Source organism: Sphingobium lignivorans (genome assembly GCF_014203955.1).
GTDB classification, from domain to species: Bacteria; Pseudomonadota; Alphaproteobacteria; order Sphingomonadales; family Sphingomonadaceae; genus Sphingobium; species Sphingobium lignivorans.
The window spans coordinates 2,626,205-2,647,250 of sequence record NZ_JACHKA010000001.1 but is presented as its reverse complement, the minus strand read 5'-3'; the positions used below and the strand labels follow the sequence as shown (position 1 = coordinate 2,647,250).

18 protein-coding genes are annotated in these 21,046 nt (G+C 66.4%); 11 read left to right on the top strand and 7 right to left on the bottom strand.

Going from position 1 to position 21,046, the window contains the following annotated elements; genetic code table 11:
• Positions 1–46: 46 nt before the first annotated feature.
• Positions 47–1,774, bottom strand: coding sequence for a DUF885 domain-containing protein (locus HNP60_RS12235; protein ID WP_184154104.1), 1,728 nt, complete (start codon positions 1,772–1,774; stop codon positions 47–49).
• A gap of 178 nt (positions 1,775–1,952) precedes the next feature.
• Entirely contained in the window at positions 1,953–2,537 is a 585-nt protein-coding gene (locus tag HNP60_RS12230; RefSeq protein WP_184154101.1) for an anthranilate synthase component II, read from the bottom strand.
• Between the two features lie 87 nt (positions 2,538–2,624).
• Here HNP60_RS12230 and HNP60_RS12225 point away from each other — a divergent pair, with 87 nt between their 5' ends.
• Positions 2,625–3,128, top strand: coding sequence for an asparaginase domain-containing protein (locus HNP60_RS12225; protein WP_184154098.1), 504 nt, complete (start codon positions 2,625–2,627; stop codon positions 3,126–3,128).
• On the top strand, positions 3,125–3,964 hold the full coding sequence (locus HNP60_RS12220; protein ID WP_184154095.1) for a class I SAM-dependent methyltransferase: 840 nt from the start codon (positions 3,125–3,127) through the stop codon (positions 3,962–3,964). Before HNP60_RS12225 ends, HNP60_RS12220 begins: the two co-directional genes overlap by 4 nt.
• A 12-nt stretch (positions 3,965–3,976) precedes the next feature.
• Here HNP60_RS12220 and HNP60_RS12215 read toward each other — a convergent pair whose 3' ends face one another.
• Entirely contained in the window at positions 3,977–4,930 is a 954-nt protein-coding gene (locus HNP60_RS12215; protein WP_184154093.1) for a cation diffusion facilitator family transporter, read from the bottom strand.
• Positions 4,931–5,120: 190 nt separating this feature from the next.
• Here HNP60_RS12215 and HNP60_RS12210 point away from each other — a divergent pair, with 190 nt between their 5' ends.
• On the top strand, positions 5,121–6,437 hold the full coding sequence (locus HNP60_RS12210) for an amidohydrolase family protein (protein ID WP_184154091.1): 1,317 nt from the start codon (positions 5,121–5,123) through the stop codon (positions 6,435–6,437).
• Between the two features lie 20 nt (positions 6,438–6,457).
• On the opposite strand, the gene HNP60_RS12205 is transcribed toward HNP60_RS12210, so the two are convergent.
• Both HNP60_RS12205 and HNP60_RS12200 read right to left on the bottom strand, forming a co-directional pair.
• Entirely contained in the window at positions 6,458–7,954 is a 1,497-nt protein-coding gene (locus HNP60_RS12205; protein WP_184157027.1) for an anthranilate synthase component I family protein, read from the bottom strand.
• A 30-nt stretch (positions 7,955–7,984) separates the two neighbouring features.
• Entirely contained in the window at positions 7,985–9,937 is a 1,953-nt protein-coding gene (locus tag HNP60_RS12200; RefSeq protein WP_184154089.1) for a peptidylprolyl isomerase, read from the bottom strand.
• Between the two features lie 170 nt (positions 9,938–10,107).
• Between HNP60_RS12200 and tpiA the strand changes: the two genes are divergently transcribed.
• Positions 10,108–10,854: a triose-phosphate isomerase gene (gene tpiA / locus HNP60_RS12195; protein WP_184154087.1), complete on the top strand. Its 747-nt coding sequence runs from the start codon at positions 10,108–10,110 to the stop codon at positions 10,852–10,854.
• A 19-nt stretch (positions 10,855–10,873) separates the two neighbouring features.
• Here the strand turns inward: tpiA and HNP60_RS12190 are convergent, their stop codons facing one another.
• Positions 10,874–11,362, bottom strand: a complete 489-nt coding sequence (locus HNP60_RS12190) for an FKBP-type peptidyl-prolyl cis-trans isomerase (protein ID WP_184053398.1) — start codon at positions 11,360–11,362, stop codon at positions 10,874–10,876.
• A gap of 117 nt (positions 11,363–11,479) precedes the next feature.
• Between HNP60_RS12190 and recO the strand changes: the two genes are divergently transcribed.
• From recO to HNP60_RS12175, 3 genes are all read left to right on the top strand, one after another.
• Positions 11,480–12,214: a DNA repair protein RecO gene (gene recO / locus HNP60_RS12185; protein ID WP_184154085.1), complete on the top strand. Its 735-nt coding sequence runs from the start codon at positions 11,480–11,482 to the stop codon at positions 12,212–12,214.
• A 68-nt stretch (positions 12,215–12,282) separates the two neighbouring features.
• Positions 12,283–13,326 (top strand): 3-isopropylmalate dehydrogenase, encoded by a 1,044-nt coding sequence (gene leuB / locus HNP60_RS12180; RefSeq protein WP_184154083.1) that lies wholly within the window; start codon positions 12,283–12,285, stop codon positions 13,324–13,326.
• Positions 13,327–13,328: 2 nt separating this feature from the next.
• Entirely contained in the window at positions 13,329–14,303 is a 975-nt protein-coding gene (locus HNP60_RS12175) for a threonine dehydratase (protein ID WP_184154081.1), read from the top strand.
• Positions 14,304–14,349: 46 nt separating this feature from the next.
• Here the strand turns inward: HNP60_RS12175 and HNP60_RS12170 are convergent, their stop codons facing one another.
• The gene (locus tag HNP60_RS12170) at positions 14,350–15,624 is read right to left on the bottom strand and encodes a glycosyltransferase family 39 protein (protein WP_184154078.1); all 1,275 of its coding nucleotides are present in this window, start codon (positions 15,622–15,624) and stop codon (positions 14,350–14,352) included.
• A 68-nt stretch (positions 15,625–15,692) separates the two neighbouring features.
• On the opposite strand from HNP60_RS12170, the gene HNP60_RS12165 reads away from it, so the two are divergent.
• The 4 genes from HNP60_RS12165 to HNP60_RS12150 all read left to right on the top strand — a co-directional run bounded on the left by HNP60_RS12165 (position 15,693) and on the right by HNP60_RS12150 (position 21,029).
• Complete coding sequence (locus tag HNP60_RS12165; RefSeq protein ID WP_184154076.1) at positions 15,693–16,898, top strand: trans-sulfuration enzyme family protein; 1,206 nt, start codon at positions 15,693–15,695, stop codon at positions 16,896–16,898.
• A 40-nt stretch (positions 16,899–16,938) separates the two neighbouring features.
• Positions 16,939–17,337, top strand: coding sequence for a Co2+/Mg2+ efflux protein ApaG (gene apaG / locus HNP60_RS12160; RefSeq protein ID WP_184053400.1), 399 nt, complete (start codon positions 16,939–16,941; stop codon positions 17,335–17,337).
• A complete protein-coding gene (locus HNP60_RS12155; protein WP_184154074.1) occupies positions 17,334–18,128 on the top strand; it encodes a LysR family transcriptional regulator in 795 nt (264 codons plus the stop codon). The genes apaG and HNP60_RS12155 overlap by 4 nt, the downstream gene beginning before the upstream one ends.
• A 252-nt stretch (positions 18,129–18,380) precedes the next feature.
• Positions 18,381–21,029, top strand: coding sequence for an HAD-IC family P-type ATPase (locus HNP60_RS12150; RefSeq protein WP_184154072.1), 2,649 nt, complete (start codon positions 18,381–18,383; stop codon positions 21,027–21,029).
• Positions 21,030–21,046: the final 17 nt, after the last annotated feature.

The following is a 21,046-nucleotide window of genomic DNA, read 5'->3' as shown; positions in this document are numbered from 1 at the left end:
CCCTCGCGGCAGGAAGAGCGGCGCCGGACAAGCGCCGCTCCGCGCCTCAGTCCGCGACGAGATCGGGGTTGGGGTTCTTGCCGCCGCCCGCGATCCATTCGTCGATCACGCGCTCCAGCGTGGGCAGGGGCACCGCGCCCAGGCCAAGGATCACGTCATGGAACCACCGCTGGTCGAACCTGTCGCCCAATGCTTTTTCCGCCTCGGCACGCTTGCGGCGGATGAGGAGTTCGCCCAGCTTGTAGGCATTGGCCTGGCCCGGGCTGGTGATGTAGCGGTCCGTCTCGATCGTGACCTCATGGTCGGACAGGGCTGTGTGGTTCCTGAGATAATCATAGGCCTGCTGGCGGGTCCAGCCCTTGTGGTGCAGCCCGGTGTCGATCACGAGGCGAGTGGCGCGCCACATCTCGTAGGTCTGGCGGCCGAATTCGTCATAAGGCGTCTCGTAGATGCCCCATTTGGTGCCCAGCCATTCCATGTAGAGCGCCCAGCCTTCGCCATAGCCGGAGAAATAGGTGTTCTTGCGGATCTCCGGCCTGTCCGGGCCTTCCAGAGCGAGGGCGGCCTGGAAGCTGTGGCCCGGCGCGCATTCATGCGCGGTGAGCGGTGGGATGGTATAGAGCGGCCGTGCCGGCAGATTGTAGGTGTTCATCTTGCAGCTTTCGAGGCCGCCATTGCCGCCGGTCGCGAAGGGCGCGATATTGTCTGGCGTTGGCCGGATGGTGAAGCGATAGCGCGGCAGCAGGCCGATCGTGTTCTTCAGTTCGCCATTGATCTTGTTGGCGACATAAGAGGACTTGGCGAGCAGCTCGTAAGGCGTCTTCGCATAGAATTGCGGGTCGGTTTTCAGGAAGTGCAGGAAGCCGGCGAAATCGCCGGTCCAGCCGGATTCCTTCATGGTCCGGTCCATGTCCGCCTTGATGCGGGCGACTTCCTTCAGGCCGATCTCGTGGATTTCGTCCGGCGTCAGGTCCAGCGTGGTATATTGCCGCAGCTTGGCGGCATAATAGGCCTTGCCGTCCGGGAGTGCCTCAGCGGAGGTCTCGGTGCGGGCCTTGGGCATATATTGGGTCTGGAGGAAAGTCAGCAGCTTCGCGAACGCCTTCGATGTCTCAGCGACGGCGGCCTTGCCCTGCGCCTGTAGCGGCGCGATCTGGTCGGCGGGGATGCTGGCAGGCATCATGGTGAAGGGCTGGTAGAGGGGGTTGGCTGTGGCGTCCGTGCTCGCCAGCGGCTCCACCGCCTTCTCGCGACCCTTCACGGCGATCGCCGAACGCGTGAACCCACGCTTGATTCCCGCGCGCATGTTGGCGATCTGCTCGTCCACATAGCGCGGCATTTCGGAAAGGCGCGACAGATAGGCTTTGTAGCCCTCGACCGAGCCGAAGCCATAATTGGGGGCCATCCAGGTCCAGAACCCGAATGCGTCCTCATATTCCTTGAAGCGATACTCGGTCAGGAAGCCCTCCAACGCTTCCCGGAACACTTCGGCATTGATGCGTTCTTCCGGCGAGAGCTGGTCGAGCGGGATGGCGTCCAGCTTCTTGAGCGCATCGCTCCAGTAAGCAGCGCGCCGCGCCTGCGACGCGGCGTCGACATGCGGCATGTGCGGATTGGGCGGACCCTCGCCCCGCGCCATATTCTCGCTGACTCGCCACTGCCACTCGGCGTCGTAGAGGGCCTTGAGCTGCTGGTCGGCAGCGCCCTGGGCCAGCGCCCCCGTGGATACCGATGCAGCGACCAGTGCCGCCGCGATGAACCAGTGCCTGCGCATGTCCGCTTCCCCTTCGAATCCTCGACTCGAAGTTTAGTATACGAAATACAATCATTGTCCATATAGCAGGCGTTCTGCGACGCAGGGGGCATCGCTTCGCGCGCCCGCATGGCAGGAGATCAGACTTCAAAAACGATGGACGGGTCGTGACGGGCAGGGACTGCAGTTCGCCGCAAGATCAGGCGCGCTCCGTCACCTTGATGCCCGCGACCTTCATGAAGTTGGCCAACATGGCATGGCCATGTTCCGTGGCGATGCTCTCGGGGTGGAACTGGACGCTGTGGATAGGCAGGCTCGCGTGGCGGAAACCCATGACGGAGCCGTCCTCGCTGGTGGCGTTGACGATCAGCGCTTCCGGAATCTCCTCCACGATCAGCGAATGATAGCGCGTCGCGATGAAGGGGGAGGGGATGCCCGCGAACAGGCCGGTGCCGTCATGCCTCACCGGCGATGTCTTGCCGTGCATCAGTCCGCCACGCACCACCTTGCCGCCGAAATGCTGTCCGATCGCCTGGTGCCCGAGGCACACGCCCAGCAGCGGCTTGCCGGCATCCGCGCATGCCGCGACCAGATCCAGACTGATCCCCGCTTCATTGGGCGTGCAGGGCCCGGGCGAAAGCAGGAAGGCCTGCGCGCCGCTGGACAGCGCCTGCCCGGCGGACATGGCGTCGTTGCGCACCACTTCCACCTGTGCGCCCAGCTCCATCAGATAATGGACCAGGTTCCAGGTGAAGCTGTCATAATTGTCGATGACGAGGATCATGGCGCGTTGCTCTACGGGCTGGCGGGCCGGTGCGCAATCGCTTCGCACGGGTAGCGGGGCGGCGGTGTTCCGCGCTATGGACGAGACATGATCAAATCCCGCGATCCCATCCTCGTGCTCACCACCGGCGGCACCATCGACAAGCTCTATTTCGACGCGCTGAGCGAATACCGCATCGGCGAGTCGATCCTCGCGCGCGTGCTCGACGCTGCGCGGGTTACGCATCCGGTCGAGATCGTGGAACTGCTGCGCAAGGACAGTCTCGATCTCGACGATGCCGATCGCGCGCTTATCGTGGAGCGCGTCGCGGCGGCGCCCGGTCGGCCGGTCGTCATCACCCATGGCACCGATACGATGACGCAGACGGCCGCAGCGCTGGCCCCTCTGGCGCAGGACCGTGCTGTCGTCCTGGTTGGCGCGCTTGCGCCCGCCCGCTTTGCGGAGAGCGATGCGCCGTTCAATCTGGGCATGGCCTTCGCGACGGCGCAGATCGCGCCGCCGGGCGTCTACATCACCATGAACGGCACGGTATTTCGCGCGGCCGAGGTAGTGAAGGACCGGGCGCAGGGTGCATTCGTGGCGATGCCATGATCCAGCCCGGTGCGCGGACGGCGTCAGCGGATCGCGGTCCGAACATCGAGGCCACCGCCCGTTTCGGTGCGCAGGTGGATTTCGGACGCACGGCATCGGATTACGGCACTTTTCGGGCCGGCTTTCCCGAGGCGTTCTTCGACCGGCTGGCCGGTACCGGCGCATTTTCGGGTGTCGCAACGATACTCGATGTCGGCACGGGGACCGGTACGCTGGCGCGGGGCTTCGCGCGGCGCGGCATGCGTGTGACGGGGCTCGATCCGGCGCCGGCCCTGCTGGACGAAGCGGCGAGGCTTGACCGGGAAACTGGCGTCACTGTGGACTATCGGCAGGGGACGGCCGAGAGCCTGCCATTTCCTGATGCTGCCTTCGACATGGTGACTGCCGGCCAGTGCTGGCACTGGTTCGATCGCGCGCAGGCCGCCGCCGAGACCTTCCGCGTGCTGCGCCCCGGTGGCTTCATGGTCATTGCCCATTTCGACTGGCTGCCATTGCGCGGTTCCGTCGTGGAAGCGACCGAAGGACTGATCCTGGAGGCGAACCCGGCCTGGACCATGGGCGGTGGCACCGGCATCTATCCGCAATGGCCCGGCGATCTGGCCGATGCGGGCTTCACGGATATCGAGACATGCTCCTTCGATGTGACGCAGCCCTATAGTCATGATGGCTGGTGCGGGCGCATCCGGGCCAGCGCCGGCGTCCGCGCCAGTCTCGACCCGGCCGCGACGGATCGCTTCGAAGAGGGCCTGCGCGCTCTGCTCGCCGCTGATTTCAGCGCGGAGCCTCTGCTCGTGCCGCATCGTGTGTGGTGGGCGAGCGGTCGCAAGCCCGGCTGAACGGAGCGCCCGTCAGGCCGGGCAGCCGGGCACGCGCCCCTCGGCAGCGTCGATCTCGATTTGGAACGTCGAATGGCCGATGCGGAAACGCCGGCTCATCTCCGCGTCCAGCCGCTGCAGGAAGGCGTCGCCCGGATGCCCGGCCGGCATCTGGAGATGCGCCGTCATCGCAGTGTCCGTGGTACCAAGCGGCCAGATGTGGATGTGATGGACTTTCGTCACGCCGGGCTGGGCACGCAGCCAGGCTTCGACCGCTTCGTGATCCACCCGGTCCGGCACGGCGAGCAGGCTCATCTTCACGGAATCCCGCAGCAGCCCCCAGGTGCCGATGGTGATGACCAGCACGATCACGAGGCTGGTCAGCGGGTCGATCCACAGCAGGCCGGTGAGGCCGATCAGCACACCGGCGACCACCACGCCCAGCGAGACCAGCGCATCTGCCGCCATATGCAAGAAGGCGCCGTGGATATTGATGTCATCCCTGCCGCCACGCATGAAGAGCAATGCGGTGAAGCCGTTGATGACGATGCCGATGCCTGCCACGATGACGACCGTGCCGCTGTTGATCGGCGCTGGATTGATGAAGCGCTGGATGCTTTCCAGCGCAATCGCCCCCACGGCGATCATCAGCAGCACTGCGTTCAGCAGCGCGGCGAGGATGGACGAGCTCTTGAATCCATAAGTGAAGCGGCTGGAGGGCGATCGGGCCGAGAGCACGGTCGCGCCCCAGGCTATGACGAGGCCGAGAACGTCCGAGAGATTGTGCCCGGCATCGGCGACCAGCGCCATCGAACCGGAGAGAAAGCCATAAACCGCTTCGATGACCACGAAAGCGGTGTTGAGCACGATGCCGATCGCGAAGGCCCGGCCGAAGGATGCGGGTGCGTGATGATGGTGATGGGCATCGTGCGCGTGCCCGTCATCCGGATGACCGTGATCATGGTCTTGGCTGCTATGTCCGTGCATGGCCGTTGCGGTGTCGTCCCGTCCGTGTTCGGGCCTGCCTATCAGAGCGGAAGGCGGGCTCCAAGGGCGTCGCTGACGGGTATTGCTATCTGCCCGCCTCCCATCCTGGCTGGGCCGCGACAGGTTGGGATCTTGCGTCCGTCCGGTCCAGTCTTATAGCGGAGCAGTGCCAAGCCTCGCCAGAGCCATCATGGGCCTCCTGCTGGCCCTCTTCGCTGTTTCGCTGCAGGCGCGGGAAACTGCGTTCGTGCGCGTCAACTTGGTCCCCATGGACCGCGAGCGCGTCTTGCGGGATCAGACCATCATCGTGCGTGACGGCTACATCGCGCAGATCGGCAACGACATCAAGGTTCCGGCCGACGCGCAGGTGATCGATGGCGAAGGGCGACTATGGGTCTCTCCGGGACTTGCCGACATGCATGTCCATTCAGACACGCGCGATGACCTTGCCGTTTATCTGGCAAATGGCGTCACGACCATCGTCAACATGGGAGACGCGCGCATGGCGTTCGTCGGCCGGCTTTCCTCCGCCGCGGCGCGAGGAGACATCGCCGGTCCCCGTGTGTTCAGTGCCTTCGTTATCGATGGCTCGCCTGCATTCGGGCATTTTACCGTCACAACGCCAAAGGAGGCGCGGACCGCGGTGATGCTGGCGAAGACGAATGGCTACCGCTTCATCAAGGTCTACAACAATCTCGAGGCCGATGTCTTTGCAGCCGCGGCTGATGAGGCAGCCAGCCAGGGCCTGGCGCTGGTCGGCCATGGGATCACCAAATTGGGCCTGGAAGCGCAGATCGAGCAAGGCCAGGCGGCCGTCGCGCATGCGGAAGAGTTTTTCTACACCTTCTTCTCGGCACCGGGGTCGGAGCAGACCGATGCACCGCCGCCGGTGGCCCGGATCGCAGATGTGATCGCGCTGCTGCGGCGCCACGGCACCGCAGTTGGCGCGGATCTGGTCACTTATGGCGGTATCATGCGGGTCATCGGGCACAGGGAGGTGGTCGCAGCCTGCCTTGCGGCGGCAAATGCGAGTCTCGTGTCGCCAGCGGACAGACTCGCATGGCGGCGCAGCGGATACGTCGCAAAGACGGCTGATCTGCGCGCCAGATATGCCTTCCTGCAGCAGATGCTGAAGGCGATGGCCGATGCTGATGTGCCCCTGCTCGCCGGCACCGATGCGCCGACTATCCCCTGCGTCGCGGCCGGCTTCTCGTTGCATGAGAACCTGGCCGAGCTGGAGCAGGCGGGGCTCAGCCGCTTTCAGGCGCTGTCGACGGCGACGCGCATCCCCGGCGCATTTCTTGCCACCACCATTGGCGCGACGCGGAACGGCGTAATCGAATCCGGCGCGCGCGCTGACCTGATTGTCAGCGCCGCCAGTCCGCTCGATGATCTGGGGACGTTACGCGATCCGGTGGGTGTGATGGTTGAGGGGCGCTGGCACGACCGTACCGCCCTGGCGGCGATGCTGGATAATGTTCGCCAAGCCTACAGCCTGGCCGAGTAACATCTTTTGACGGATCGCGGCTACTGCCCGAACCGGCCCTCGCGTGCGATCTGGACGGCCTCGCGCGCCGCCGCGAACAGCGCGCCGGACTTGTGCTCGCATTCGCGCTGCTCGTAGGCGGGCTCTGAGTCCGCCACGATGCCGGCGCCCGCCTGCGCATGGAGCACGCCGTCCTTCACCAGCGCGGTGCGCAGGACGATGCAGCTATCCATGTTCCCGTCTGGCGAGAAATAGCCGACGCCGCCCGCATAAGGGCCGCGCGTCTCGGGTTCCAGCTCGGCGATGATCTCGCAGGCCCGCACCTTGGGCGCGCCGGATACCGTGCCTGCGGGGAAGCCGGCAAACAGCGCGTCCAGGGCATCCTTGCCCGGCGCGAGGCGGCCCACGACATTCGAGACGATGTGCATCACATGGCTGTAGAACTCCACCATGTAGCTGTCCGTCACCGTCACGCTGCCGGCGGCGGCCACGCGGCCCACGTCATTGCGGCCGAGGTCCAGCAGCATGAGATGCTCGGCCCGTTCCTTGGGATCGTCCAGCAGGGAATCGCGGTTCGCGGCATCCTCCGTCGCGGCGCGGCCGCGCGGACGCGTCCCCGCGATCGGCCGGATCGTGACTTCCCCGTCGCGCACCCGCACGAGGATTTCCGGGCTGGATCCGGTGAGCGCGAAGCCGGGCAAGTCGAGATGGTAGAGGAAGGGCGACGGGTTGATCCGTCGCAGGGCGCGATAGAGATCGATCGGCGGCAGCGTGAAGGGTGTGGTAAAGCGCTGCGCCAGCACGACCTGGAAGATATCGCCCGCGACGATATAATCCTTCGCCGCCCGCACCATGTCCGCATAACGACCGGGCCCGAGGACTGGCTCCACCGCGATGTCTGCGGGGTCGAAGTCCGGCGCCTGTGCGCGTGGGAGGGGGCGGGCGAGCCGGGCGGCGGTCTGCTCGATCCGGTCCTGCGCCGCCGCCAGCGCGCGGTCGATCTGGTCTGCCTGCGCTGACCAGACCGGTGCGACGATGGTCAACGCATCGGCCAGACGGTCAAAGACCAGCACGACCGTAGGGCGCACGAACAGCATGTCCGGCGTGCCCAGGCCATTGTCCGCAGGGCGCGGGAGCTTCTCCACAAGGCCGATCGTCTCATAGGCGAAATAGCCCACGAGGCAGGCAAGCGCCGGCGGCAGCTCGGGGTCGACTTCGGCCCGGCATTCGGCGACGAGCGCGCGCAGGGCATCGAGCGGATCGGTGCCGAGCGGCGTGAAGGCTTCCCGATCGGTCTGCCAGTCCCGGTTGATCTCGCTCGTGCGGCCCGTGGCGCGGAAGACAAGGTCCGGTGCCAGGCCGATGAGGCTGAAGCGCCCGCGCACCGCGCCGCCCTCCACGGATTCGAGGATGAAGTCCCCGCGTTCCGGTTCGATGAGCTTGAGCGCCGCCGAGACGGGGGTCTCGGTGTCGGCGATGACGCGTTGCCAAAGCAGCGCCGGCCGCCCTCGGGAAAGTGCCGCGCGCGCGGCCTCCATGCTGCTGGTGCTCCGGGTCAAGCGCCGGTCCTATTCGCCGCCGCCATTCGCGCTGCGCAAGGCTTTCTCGACTGCCGCCAGCGCGGATTCGTTTCTCTGGACGCCCAGCTCCTTCTGGACGGCGACCATGAACTGGCGAGCATATTCGCCACCCAGCACATTGCTGAGCCCGGCGCGGGTCGAAGCCAGCAGCTGCGGCACCTGTGAGGGATCGTTGGGGGTGATCTTGTCCAGGCGCACGACCGAGAAGCCCTGGTTGTTCTCCAGCGGCAGCAAGCGCGTTGCGCCGACCTTGATGGTGAACAGGGCTTCGAGTGGCGGCGGGATGCGGCCGTCTTCACGATTGTTGATGTCGGCCCGGCGGACCGAGAGTGTCTGGCGTTCCGCTTGCTGCGCGAGCCCGAGCTTGGCGAGCACAGCGGCAGGGTCGGCGCCCTTGCCCAGTTCCGCAGCGAGCTGCGTGGCGAGCTGGCGCGCGCGCTCCGCGCCCTTGGAAAGGCCCCATGCGACCTGCACGGCGGACTTCACTTCGTTGAACGGCGGCGGGCCCTCTGCTACCACGTCCTCGACCGCGAGAATGGCGGCTTCCTCATCGGGCTTTACCGAGACGACCTGCGCATCATCGTCGGCCGACATGGAGAAGCCCTGGTCGAGCAGTGCGGCAAGCGTCGCGTCGGCCTTGAAGGCCGGATCGCGCAGCGCCGTACCGTCCTTGAGGACGAGCGGGGTCTCGACCATCGTCAGGTTGTGCGCCTTGGCCAGTTCGGCGAAGCTGAGGCCTTCGCCGATCTTGCCGTCGATGTCGTTCAGGAAGGCGCTGAAAAGCTGCTGTTCCTTGGACTTGCGGAGTTCGGCTGTAAGCTCCGCGCGGGCCTGATCGAGCGTCTTGCCCGGCACGGCGCGCACGTCCTCCACCCGCACTACCGCCCAACCGAGCGGTGAGCGCACCGGGCCGATCACGGCGTCCTTCGCGGCAGCATAGACGGCTTTGGCGATCTCCGGCGTCGTCTGGTTGGCAAGCGCCTTCTCGTCCTGCCCGTCCATCCGCGTGGCGGCGAGGCCGAGCCCGCGCGCCACATCGGCGAGCGGGGTTCCGGCCTTGGCCTTGGCGGCGGCGTCGCGGGCCGCGTTCTCGGTGGCGAGAATGAGCTGGCTCACGTCGCGCGTCTGCCGCGCCTGAAATTCCTGCGACCGTGCCTTGTAGGCCTGCGCAAGCTCTTCCTCCGTCGGGGCGGCCTGGGCCTCGAAACGCGAGAGGTTCACTGTCGCATAGCGCAGCTTGCGCTGTTCGGGCACCGTGAACTGGCCGGGATTGCTGCGGTAATAAGCCTGCAGCTCGGCATCGCCCGGCGGCGTCGAGGGTGCGAAGGCCGCGGAGGGAATGGAGATCATCTCGCCGCTGCGTTCCTCGATCAGCATCGCCGCATAAGGCGGGACCATGCTGGCGGGCGTCCGCGCGCCGGCACTCACCGGCGCCAGCATCTGTCGCTGGACGATGCTGGCGATGATGTCCTCGCGCAGATCCTTCTCGGCAATGCCTTGTTGGGCCAGCATCTGGCGGAACACGGTCTCGCTGAAATTGCCGGTCGCGTCCACGAAGGCGGGATTGGATGCGATCTCGGCGTCGATCAGCGCCTTGCTGATCTGCATTCCGTGCTTCTCGCCATAAGCGATGAGCGATTGCATCGCGATCATCTCGCTCGCCACGTTGCGCAGTCCGCCTTCGGCGAGGAACTGGTCCATGGTGAGGGCGGGGTTTTCGTTGCGCATCCGCTCGAACACCATCTGCGTGCGGGTCTGCACGTCGTTGACGGTGATGGTCCGTCCGCCGATCTTCGCCACCTCGGCGGAGGAGGGGCCGAACAGGTTCATGCCGCCCGAGGTGAGGTCCCCCGAGACGAAGGCGAGCGCGATCAGGCCAAGAAACACGGCCGCGAACACCCCGCCGAACTTGGACTTGAGGATGCGCCGGAAGAAATTCATGTCGTAGGGTCCAGGAGCTGGCGGGAAGGAAAGGTCCGGTCGCTTTAGGGCCGCGCACCAGCGGCATCAAGCGGGCAATGCGGGTGGAAGCACTGGACAAAGCCGCCCGCGCCGTCCATCCGGACCGACTGTATCGTGGAAGACTGGACAGCGAGAGGAGAGTTCGGACGATGACCGGCAGGCGCAAGCTGATCGCGGGAAACTGGAAGATGAACGGGCTGAAGGCGCAGCTCGGCGAGGTTTCGGCCATTGGGGAGCTGGCTGCAGGGCGTCCGGATATCGACGTGGCGCTGTTTCTGCCCGCGACGCTCATTTCTGCCGCCGCGCCGCTCGCCGGGACCGTCCTTGTCGGCGGGCAGGATTGCCATCAGGAAGAAGCGGGCGCGTTCACGGGATGCATCTCCGCGCCCATGCTGCTGGGTGCCGGCGCGGGCGGTACGCTCGTCGGCCACAGCGAACGGCGCACTTATCAGCATGAGACCAATGCGGATGTCGCCGCCAAGGCCGCGCGCGCCAGCCAGCACGGGCTCGAGGTGGTGCTGTGCGTGGGCGAGACGCTCGATACGCGCGAGCAGGGCGACGAGGCCGCCCATGGCTGGGTGGTCGATCAGCTGCTGGCATCCTTGCCGGAAGGCGCGGGTTCGGGCTGGCTGACCATCGCCTATGAGCCAGTCTGGGCGATCGGCACCGGCAAGGTCGCTACCCCGGCGCAGATAGCCGCCATGCATGGCGCGCTTCGTGACGCCCTGGTGGAAGCGCTGGGCGCGGACGGGCAGGCGATGCGCATTCTCTATGGCGGCTCGGTCTCGGGCGACAATGCGGCCGATATCCTTCATCTCGACAATGTCGACGGCGCGCTGGTCGGCGGCGCCAGCCTCTCAGCCGCGAAGTTCGCGCCGATCATCGCGGCAGCCTGACGCCGGGCGAAAGCGCCTTTTACCGGCCCTCGATGCCGAGCAGCTCGATCTTGAAGAACATGGTCGCGCCGCCCGGTATCGGGCCCTTGCCGCGGGGGCCATAGCCCAGCTCTGCCGGCACCGCGATCTCGATTGTGTCGCCCAGGCCCATCTGCGGCACCGCCATCTGCCAAGCCTTGATGAGCCGGCCGAGCGGGAAGGTGGCCGGTTCGCCGCGCGCGTAGCTGCTGTCGAACACCGTGCCGTCGACGAGGCGGCCCTCATAATGGAGCGTCACCGCATCCTCGACAGTCGGATGAACTCCCGAGCCGTCGCCACTGACCGGTCGCCAGCGCAGTCCGCCGGGCAGCACTCGCCAGCCATCCTGCCAGTGCAGCTTCGCCAGAGCGAGCGCCTGCTGATTGTGCCACTGCGCACTTTGCGCGACGTCGGGGGCGCTCGGCTCGTCCTGCGCGAAGGCGAGGGCGCCCAGAGTCGCGGCCGCCATTCCCGCGATGCCCCAACGCATGATTCGCTGCACCTGCCGCTCCTTTCATTACCAGTTGCCGCCGCCATTGCGGGAAAGCGCGCGCCGGTCAATCGTCCCGCTCTTCGCGATCGCGCGAAGGCCGGGTAAGGAAGGGCGATGACCAGCCTTGCCGCTACGGCCATCATCTGCGCGGTCCGGCCGCATGGCGAGCACGGTGCGATCGTGCGCGCGCTGACGGAGGAGGCAGGGCTCATGGCCGGCTATGTGCAGGGCGGACGATCGAGCCGGCTGCGGCCGGTGCTGATTCCCGGCAATGTCGTGCGCGGTCTCTTCCGCGCCCGGACGGCGGAGCAACTCGCCAGCCTCTCGCTCGAGCTGGAGCGCAGCCGCGGTCCGCTGCTTGCAGAGCCCTTGCCGGCGGCGGCCATCGACTGGGCCTGCGCGCTCACGGCCGCGACATTGCCCGAGCATCAGCCTTATCCCTCGCTCTGGAGCGGGCTCGGCGCGGTGCTGGACGCCGTGGAAGCCGCCCCGGCCGCGCGCGGCTGGGCCGTGGCGCTGGTGCGCTACGAGCAATTGCTGCTCGCTGAACTCGGCTTCGGGCTCGATCTGGCCGAATGTGCCGTCACCGGCGCGCGCGAGGGGCTCGTCTGGATCAGCCCGCGCACCGGCCGGGCGGTGACCGAGGAAGGGGCAGGCGGGCGGCAGGAGCGGTTGCTGCCCTTGCCTGCTTTCCTCACCCAGGGCGGCGAGGCCGGCTGGCCGGAGATCCTCGCCGGCTTCTCGCTCACCGGCCATTTCCTCCTCCAGAATCTTTTCGATCCGCGCCGGCAGGACGTGCTCGCCGCGCGCGAGCGCCTGATCGAGCGGCTCAAAAGAGCGGTTGCGTGAGAGCGTTCGCCGCCATTATGGCCCTTCCCCATTCCCGCGCGTGCGGGGCACAAGATAAGGTGAGCTCCATGTTGATCGCGCTGCTTCCCGGAGACGGCATTGGCCCCGAAGTCGTGGCGGAGGCAAAGCGCGTGCTCGATGCGCTGGCGATCCCCGGCCTTGCTTATGAGGACGCGCTGGTCGGCGGCGCGGGCTATCACGAATATGGGCACCCCCTGCCGCCCGAGACGCTTTCGCTGGCGCGTCGGGCCGATGCCATCCTGTTCGGCGCCGTGGGCGATCCGCGCTGCGACACGCTGGAGCGTTCCCTGCGCCCGGAGCAGGCGATCCTTGGCTTGCGCAAGGAACTGAACCTGTTCTCGAACCTGCGCCCGGCGAAGATGTTCCCCGAGCTAGCCGATGCGTCCACCCTGCGCCGCGAAGTCGCCGAGGCGATCGATCTGCTGATCGTGCGCGAACTGAACGGCGACGTCTATTTCGGCGAGAAAGGCATGCGCCGCACCGAGGATGGGCTGCGCGAAGGCTATGACATCATGTCCTACAACGAGGCCGAGGTGCGCCGCATCGCGCACAGCGCGTTCCGGGCGGCACGGGCACGGCGCGGCCTGCTCTGCTCGGTGGACAAGGCAAATGTGCTGGAGACGAGCCAGCTCTGGCGCGACATCGTCATCGAGGTGGCGACGGAATATACGGATGTCGCGCTCAGCCACATGTATGTGGACAATGCCGCGATGCAGCTCGTGCGCAATCCCGGCCAGTTCGACGTGATCGTGACCGGCAATCTGTTCGGCGACATCCTGTCCGATCAGGCGAGCATGTGCGTGGGTTCCATCGGCATGCTGGCTTCCGCTTCGCTCGATGCGAACGGCAAGGGACTTTACGAGCCCATCCATGGGTCCGCGCCGGATATCGCCGGGCAGGGCAAGGCCAATCCGCTCGCGACGATCCTGTCGGCCGCGATGATGCTGCGCTTCTCGCTGGGGCAGGCCGAGGCTGCGGACCGGATCGAGGCTGCCGTCGGCAAGGCGCTGGCGAGCGGCGCACGCACGGCCGATCTTGGCGGCACCATGTCGACCAGCGCCATGGGTGACGCGGTTCTGGCCGCGCTCTAGTCATGGACGTCTCGCCTGCCTCGCTGCGCGATGCCGCTGCGCTCGTCCATGCGCAGATGGCACCCACCGCGCAGTTCGCGTGGCCCCTGCTGGCCCGGCGGCTGGGCTGCGAGGTCTGGGTGAAGCATGAGAATCACACGCCCACCGGCGCTTTCAAGGCGCGCGGCGCGATCACTTACATGGACTGGCTGCGGCGCACGCACCCGGAGGTGAAGGGCATCATCACCGCGACGCGGGGCAATCATGGCCAGGCGCAGGTGCGCGCGGCGCGGGCGGCGGGCCTTTCGGCTACGATCGTCGTGCCGTTCGGCAATGCCCGTGAGAAGAATGCCGCCATGCGCGCGTTTGGCGCCGATCTGATCGAGCATGGCGCGACATTTGACGAGGCGAAGGCGGAAGCGATGGCGCGTGCCGCTCAATATGGCCTGTTCATGGTGCCGGCCTTTCACGAACAGCTTGTGCGCGGTGTCGCGAGCTACGGGCTGGAACTGCTGGCCGCCGTGCCGGATCTCGATACGGTCTATGTTCCGGTCGGCTGCGGCTCGGGGCTGTGCGGCACCATTGCCGCGCGCGATGCGCTGGGGCTGGCGACGAAGGTCGTCGGGGTGGTGTCCTCGGCCGTTGACGGCGCCAAGCAGAGCTTCGAGCAGGGCCGCCTGATCGGCACCGAGACGGCGCATACCTTCGCGGACGGCATCGCGGTTTGCACGCCGGTTCAGGCCGCGCTGGATTATCTGACGTCGCGCGCCGAGCGCTTCGTCGCGGTCGACGATGACGAGATCGCCGAGGCGATTCGCGTGCTCTGGCAGGATACCCATAATCTCGCCGAAGGCGCCGGCGCCGCCGCCATGGCCGCGCTGATGCAGGAGCGGGAAGCGATGCAGGGCCGGAAAGTCGCCGTCATCCTCTCCGGCGGTAATCTGGACATGAGTCAGGCCGCCACGGTGCTGGCGGGGCAGACGCCGCCGCCGATGTGAAGGCTGGGGGGCGCACTGGCCGGCGTGTCCGATATCCCCGAGCGCTCTATCGCCAGCTGTCCAGCCACATCCAGCGATTGAAATCCTGCGGGTCGCTCAGCGGCGCGGCGGAAATGATCGGATAGAATTCGGCGAACAGAAACGCCGCGAAGCCGACGCACAGGGCCGGCGCCAGCCTGTTCCCGCGCTGCCAGAACCAGTGGTCGAGCGCGCCGGCGATCGCGAAGCAGAGCAGCAGCGAGGCCGGGAAATAATGATAATAGAACATCACCGGCTTGGGGATGACGATGAAGAAGCCGAGAGAGGCAGCCCAGAGCAGCACCACGATCAACAGGGGCCATGCGCTTTGCCTCAGCCCCGCGTACAGGCATGCGATCAGGGCGACGAGGCCGCCCCAGCTGATCGCGGGATTGCCGATCAGCAGCACGCCGCGCTGGATACCGTCGATCGGCTCGTAGAAATACCAGATCGGCCGGATGCTCAGCACCCATTGCCACCATTGGCTCTGATAGCCGTGCGAAGCCATCGGCGCGCTCTGCAGGCGAAGCATCTCGAACTGCTGGTGGACGATCCGCCATGGCGGCACCGCGCCCGTCTCGAGCCAGCCGAGCGGCAGGAAAGTCGCAAGATAGATGAGCACGGCGAACGGGCCGAGCCAGAACAATCCCTCCAGGAAAGGCACGGGCCTTGCCGCGAGCGAGCGGGGGGTGCCGAGACGTGGGCGCACCGCGAGCCAGAGCATGAGGGCCACGCCGACGAGCGGGATCGCCGTCCATTTGCAGGCAGTGGCGAGGCCGAGGAAAATGCCCGCCAGTACCAGCCGCCAGCGATGACGAAAGCCGGTGCGGCCCGCCGCCGCCAGCATCCAGAAGGCGAGCATGAGAAAGCTCGCCATGAAGATGTCGAGCATGGCGATGCGGGCTTGCACGAACAGCATGGGGCTGAGCAGCAGCAGCGAGCCGGTCATGACCGCTGCCGGCCGGGTGCCGAGCAGCCAGCGCGCGGCCATCACTCCAGCCCCGACCAATGCCGCGCCGAACAGCGCGCTCATGATTCGCCAGCCCAGCGGATTGTCGCCGAGAATCGCCATGCCAGCGCCGATCAGCAGCTTGCCGAGCGGCGGATGTTCGGGATTGGGCAGGCCGGAAAAGGCGGCCAGGATTCGCGCCGCCGGCACATAATGGCTTTCGTCGAAATTGATCTTTGCCGGGTCGCCCAGGCGAAAAAGGAACAGGGCGAGAGCGGTTGCCGAGAAGCATGCGGCGATGGCGACATCGCGCCAACCGGGCGCGATGAAGGGTCTGGCGGCCTGTGCGGTCATGGTGGCGTCCGCATCTCTCATGTTTGCGCCGGATTGACCGCGCGGGGTGAGCGGCTAGAAGCGGCCGCATGAAGAAGCATAGCGGACAGGACCGATCCCTCACAAGTCGCTGGCGCGCGGCGACCCGTGCCGTACGCGGCGGCACATGGCGATCCGAGCAGGGCGAAACGAGCGAAGCGATCTTCCTCACCTCGGGTTATTGCTACGACGACGCGGAAACGGTGGCCGCCCGGTTCGCCGGGGAAGCGTCGGGCATGCAATATTCGCGCTTCCAGAACCCTACGGTGCAGATGCTGGAAGAGCGCATCGCGCTGATGGAAGGCGCAGAGGCGTGCAAGGTGCAGGCGTCCGGCATGGCGGCGATGACGAGCGCACTGCTCTGCATGCTGAGCGGGGGAGACCATGTGGTCGCAGGCCGTGCCGCTTTCGGTTCGTGCCGCTGGATTTTGGACAATGTGCTCAATCGCTTCGGCATCACGCACAGTATCGTCGATGCGCGTGACAATGATGCGTGGGAGAAGGCGATCCAGTCCAATACGAAGGCTTTCTTCTTCGAGACGCCCGCCAATCCCACCATGGACGTGGTGGATCTGGCGCATGTCTGCGGGCTGGCGCGGGCGCATGGGATCACCACGGTGGTCGACAATGCCTTTGCGACGCCGGTCCTCCAGCGGCCGCTGGAGTTCGGCGCGGATGTCGTTGCCTACAGCGCGACCAAGCTGATGGACGGGCAGGGCCGGGTGCTGGCGGGTGCTGTCTGCGGCACGGACGAATGGATCAACGGCAAGCTCTCGCCTTTCCAGCGGAACACGGGGCCCGTCTGCTCGCCCTTCAACGCGTGGGTGGTCCTCAAGGGGCTGGAGACGCTGGACCTGCGCGCGCATCGCCAGTCCGAGAATGCGATGAAAGTGGCGCGCTTCCTGGAGAAGCGGGTGCCGCGCATCCTCTATCCGGGCCTTCCGACGCATCCACAGCACGATCTGGCGATGAGCCAGATGACGGCGGCAGGGCCGATCTTCTCCTTCATCCTGGAGGATCGCGCGCAGGCGATGGCCATGCTCAATGGTCTTGAGCTGGCGGACATCTCCAACAATATCGGGGATTCCCGGACCTTGCTGTGTCATCCGGCCTCGACGACGCATAACAATATGGGCCCCGTCGGTCGCGCCGAGGCGGGGGTCGAGGAAGGCATGGTGCGCATCAATGTCGGCCTCGAGGATCCGCAGGATATCATCGACGATCTGGATCAGGCATTGACCGCCGTGGGCCTTTGACTAGGGTCGACCCCGGGGACGGCTCATGGGATGCTGCATGATGGACGCCTTCTTCCCTTATGCAGAGACGACGCACGACATCACCGTGCGCGTGTCTGTCGCCTTTCTGGCCGAGCAATCGGAGCCGGACATGGGCAAATGGTTCTGGGCCTATCATATCCGCATCGAGAACAGCCGCGCTTCGCCGGTGCAGCTCCTCACGCGCCGCTGGACCATCGCGGACGGGCGAGGGGCCATCTACAAGCGCGAGGGACGCGGCGTCGTGGGTGAGGAGCCGGTGATCCAGCCCGGCGCTTCCTATGATTATGTGTCCGGTTGCCCGCTCACCACGCCGACCGGCTGGATGGAGGGCAGCTACATCATGCTCGAGGCGGGCGGCAGTATCATTGAGGTGGAGATACCTCGCTTCGCGCTTCTGGCCCCGGCGGTGTCGAATTGAAGCGAACGCATCTGCCATTGAACGGCCTGCGCGTGTTCGACGCAGCGGCGCGCCATCTTTCCTTCACGCGCGCAGCGGACGAGCTTGCGGTCACGCCGGCGGCGGTCGGCCAGCAGATCCGTGCGCTTGAGGACCTGCTGGGCGTCGTCCTGTTCCGCCGCACGCCGCGCGGGCTGGAGCTGACGCCGGAGGCGGAGGCGGGCCTGCCGGCTCTGCGGGGTGGCTTTCTGGAGCTGGAGGAATCGGTCCGGGCGATGCAGGCCGGGCAGAGCTCCCAGCACCTCGCCATTGCCGCCCCGCGCGATCTCACCGCCAAATGGCTAAGCGAGCGTCTCGCCGTCCATGCCGATGCCGAGCCGGGGCTTCATTTCCTGCTGGTCGCGGCCGACGACGCGCTCGACTTTACCGAGGCCAATCTGGATCTGGCCATCTGCCTCGCCGATGGTCCGGGTCAGCATGAAGGCATCGCGCTCGGCGAGGGGCGGTTCGTGACTGTGCAGGCACCCGGTGGCCACGGCCTCGATGCGCAGATCGCCTGGCCCGGCTGTCCGATCGCGGATGGTCAGGCAGTCATGCGCGTCGGCGATGCGGGCCTCGCCATCGATGCCGCCGCCAGCGGCTTCGGCCGTGCCTGCGTGCCCGCCCTGCTGGCCGGAGCGGATGTCGCTGCAGGTCGCGTGGAGATCGTCGGCGAGTCGCGGCCCGGCCCCGGCTACTGGCTCATCGCGCCCCTGCCGCAGTGGCGACAGAAGAAAGTCCGCGCCCTAGTCGCAGCGCTGACAGGCGACTGACCTGTCCTTATCGAGGCTCCCCGCCTCCCTTCTCGCGAACTTCCGAACCGCCGCGCCAGCTGGCTCTACGGGAATATCCTTATTCTGCCAGCACTTGCATACGCCCTATCGGTGGGGTCATGATGATACCACCGGACGAAACGGGCGGATCGGCCGCTTTTCTCCCGGCATCTGCAGGAACAGTGTCGGCAAAAGGAGGCGGTCATTTCCCGGATTGCAAAGCAGGATCGGCGAAACGAGGCTTGGCACAGCATGCCGGAAGCAGGCCTGTTTTCGGCGCTTGGCACGACGCCCACGGGCCTTTCGTCCGAGGATGCGCAGCGGCGCCTTGCTATTCATGGCCCCAATGCGCTGCCCGCCGCCCGACCCCAAAGCCCGATCATCCGCTTTCTGCGGCAGTTCCATAGCGCTCTCATCTATTTCCTGCTCGCGGGCGGTGTTGCCGCGACGCTGCTCGGGCATCTGGTTGATGCCGCGGTCATTCTTGCCGTCGTGCTGGTCAATGCGACGGTCGGCTTCATTCAGGAAGGCAAGGCCGAGCAGGCGCTCAATTCCATCCGGGACCTGATCGCGCCGCACGCACTCGCGCTGCGTGACGGGGTGCGCACGCAGGTGGGCGTGCGTGATCTGGTGCCCGGCGACATCGTGCTGCTGGAGGCGGGCGACCGCGTGCCCGCTGACATGCGGTTGGTCCGCGCACGCGGGTTGTTGGTCGACGAGGCCGCGCTGACCGGCGAATCCGTCGCGGCGGAGAAGCATGAAGGCACCGTGGTGTCGGACGCGCCGCTCGGCGATCGCACCAATATGACATTCTCCGGCACGCTGGTCGCGGCCGGGCAAGGCACGGGCGTCGTCGTCGAGACCGGTATCGGGACCGAAATTGGCCGGATCAGCAAGCTGCTTCAGTCGGTGGAGGAACTGACCACGCCCCTGCTTCGGCAGATCGAGCATTTTGCCCGGCACTTCACGGCGGTCGTGCTGGTGGCGGCGGTGCTGCTTTTCGCCTTCGCGGTGCTGGTCCGCGGCTTTGCCTGGGACGAAGCGCTCATCTTCATCGTCGCGCTTGCCGTGGGGGTGATCCCGGAGGGCCTGCCGGCGGTCATCACGATCACGCTGGCTATCGGCGTTCGCCGCATGGCTGCGCGCAATGCTGTTATCCGCAAGCTTCCAGCAGTCGAGACGCTCGGCGCCACTTCGGTGATCTGCTCCGACAAGACCGGCACACTGACCCGCAACGAGATGACCGCGTGGCAGCTCATTCTGCCCGCGCACAGGTTGCTCGTTGGCGGGGCCGGCTATGCGCCGGAGGGCGAGATCATCGCGCAGGGGGCCGATGACGACGCCGCAGCGCTGGATGCCGCGATGACGATGCTGCGCTGTGGGTTGCTGTGCAACGATGCGCATCTGCGCGAATCCGCCGGGCACTGGATGGTCGATGGCGATCCCATGGAAGGCGCGCTCGTCGCCCTCGCCATGAAGGCGGGGCTGGAGCCTACGGAAGTGCGGGCCGAATGGCCGCGTATCGACGAGATTCCATTCGACGCCGCGCACCGCTTCATGGCGTCGCTGCATCGCTCGCCCACGGGGGAGATGGTCGTTTTCGTCAAGGGTGCGCCCGAGGCGCTGTTCGCCATGGCGAAGCCACCCATCGATCTCGAATATTGGAACGCGCGGATCGATGAAGCGGCGGGCGAGGGGGAGCGCCTCCTCGCCTTTGGTGCCCTGCGCAAGCCCGCCGGGCTTCAGCGCCTCTCGTTCGAGGATGTCGCGGAAATCGAGCTGCTCGGCCTGATCGGCTTCATCGATCCGCCCCGGCCGGAAGCGGTCGATGCCATCGCGCAGTGCCGATCGGCGGGGATCGACGTGAAGATGATCACCGGCGATCATGCGGCGACTGCGCTCGCCATCGGTCGACAGCTCGGCATTGCCGACGATCCGCGCGCCGTGACCGGGGCGCAGATCGAGGACTTGTCCGATGGCGAGCTTGCCGATCTTGTCCGGGATGTCTCGGTGTTCGCTCGCACCAGCCCGGAGCACAAGCTGCGGATCGTGCGGGCCCTGCAATCGGACGGGGCGATCGTCGCCATGACGGGCGATGGCGTGAACGATGCGCCGTCGCTCAAGCAAGCCGATGTCGGCACCGCTATGGGCCGAAAGGGCACCGAGGCAGCGAAGGAAGCGGCGCAGATGGTGCTGCTGGACGACAATTTCGCCTCTATCGTCAACGCCGTGCACGAAGGGCGCACGGTCTACGACAATATCCGCAAGGTCACGGCCTGGACGATCCCCACCAATGGCGGCGAGGCGCTGATCGTCATTCTGGCAATCTTCGCCGGCTTCGCGCTGCCGATGACGGCAACGCAGATCCTGTGGGTCAATCTCATCCTGGGTGCCACGCTTGGCCTCGCGCTGGCATTCGAACCGTCCGAGCCCGGCGTCATGCGGCGCCCGCCACGGAAATCGAATGCACCGCTGCTGTCGCCTTTCCTGCTGTGGCGCGTGGTCCTCGTGTCGCTGCTGTTCGCCGGGATGGCGCTGGGCGTCTTCTTCCTGACGCTGGGCCAGGGCCGCGATATCGAGGTTGCCCGTACGATGGTCGTCAACATGGTGATCGTCGGAGAGATCTTCTACCTGTTCAATGTCCGCTACCTGCATGTCGGCTCGATCACCTGGCGGGGCATGCTGGGCACCCCGGTGGTGCTGGCTGCGATCGCTGCCGTCGTCGCGGGCCAGCTCGCTTTCACGTATCTGCCGGTGATGAACGAGATCTTCGGCAGCCGCCCTCTCACGCTTGCGGACGGGGCATTGATCATCGGCATCGGCGTGGCGTTGTTTTTCGTGCTGGAAATGGAAAAGCGGCTGATGCGGCGCCTCGGCTGGTTCGAGGAGCTCACGGAATGACGGAGATGACGGGAAGG

What these genes read in the sequence shown, in the direction of transcription:
- HNP60_RS12235 (WP_184154104.1), bottom strand. Translation starts at nt 1,774, where the DNA reads ATGCGCAGGCACTGGTTCATCGCGGCGGCACTGGTCGCTGCATCGGTA.
- HNP60_RS12230 (WP_184154101.1), bottom strand. Translation starts at nt 2,537, where the DNA reads ATGATCCTCGTCATCGACAATTATGACAGCTTCACCTGGAACCTGGTC.
- HNP60_RS12225 (WP_184154098.1), top strand. Translation starts at nt 2,625, where the DNA reads ATGATCAAATCCCGCGATCCCATCCTCGTGCTCACCACCGGCGGCACC.
- HNP60_RS12220 (WP_184154095.1), top strand. Translation starts at nt 3,125, where the DNA reads ATGATCCAGCCCGGTGCGCGGACGGCGTCAGCGGATCGCGGTCCGAAC.
- HNP60_RS12215 (WP_184154093.1), bottom strand. Translation starts at nt 4,930, where the DNA reads ATGCACGGACATAGCAGCCAAGACCATGATCACGGTCATCCGGATGAC.
- HNP60_RS12210 (WP_184154091.1), top strand. Translation starts at nt 5,121, where the DNA reads ATGGGCCTCCTGCTGGCCCTCTTCGCTGTTTCGCTGCAGGCGCGGGAA.
- HNP60_RS12205 (WP_184157027.1), bottom strand. Translation starts at nt 7,954, where the DNA reads ATGGAGGCCGCGCGCGCGGCACTTTCCCGAGGGCGGCCGGCGCTGCTT.
- HNP60_RS12200 (WP_184154089.1), bottom strand. Translation starts at nt 9,937, where the DNA reads ATGAATTTCTTCCGGCGCATCCTCAAGTCCAAGTTCGGCGGGGTGTTC.
- tpiA (WP_184154087.1), top strand. Translation starts at nt 10,108, where the DNA reads ATGACCGGCAGGCGCAAGCTGATCGCGGGAAACTGGAAGATGAACGGG.
- HNP60_RS12190 (WP_184053398.1), bottom strand. Translation starts at nt 11,362, where the DNA reads ATGCGTTGGGGCATCGCGGGAATGGCGGCCGCGACTCTGGGCGCCCTC.
- recO (WP_184154085.1), top strand. Translation starts at nt 11,480, where the DNA reads ATGACCAGCCTTGCCGCTACGGCCATCATCTGCGCGGTCCGGCCGCAT.
- leuB (WP_184154083.1), top strand. Translation starts at nt 12,283, where the DNA reads ATGTTGATCGCGCTGCTTCCCGGAGACGGCATTGGCCCCGAAGTCGTG.
- HNP60_RS12175 (WP_184154081.1), top strand. Translation starts at nt 13,329, where the DNA reads ATGGACGTCTCGCCTGCCTCGCTGCGCGATGCCGCTGCGCTCGTCCAT.
- HNP60_RS12170 (WP_184154078.1), bottom strand. Translation starts at nt 15,624, where the DNA reads ATGACCGCACAGGCCGCCAGACCCTTCATCGCGCCCGGTTGGCGCGAT.
- HNP60_RS12165 (WP_184154076.1), top strand. Translation starts at nt 15,693, where the DNA reads ATGAAGAAGCATAGCGGACAGGACCGATCCCTCACAAGTCGCTGGCGC.
- apaG (WP_184053400.1), top strand. Translation starts at nt 16,939, where the DNA reads ATGGACGCCTTCTTCCCTTATGCAGAGACGACGCACGACATCACCGTG.
- HNP60_RS12150 (WP_184154072.1), top strand. Translation starts at nt 18,381, where the DNA reads ATGCCGGAAGCAGGCCTGTTTTCGGCGCTTGGCACGACGCCCACGGGC.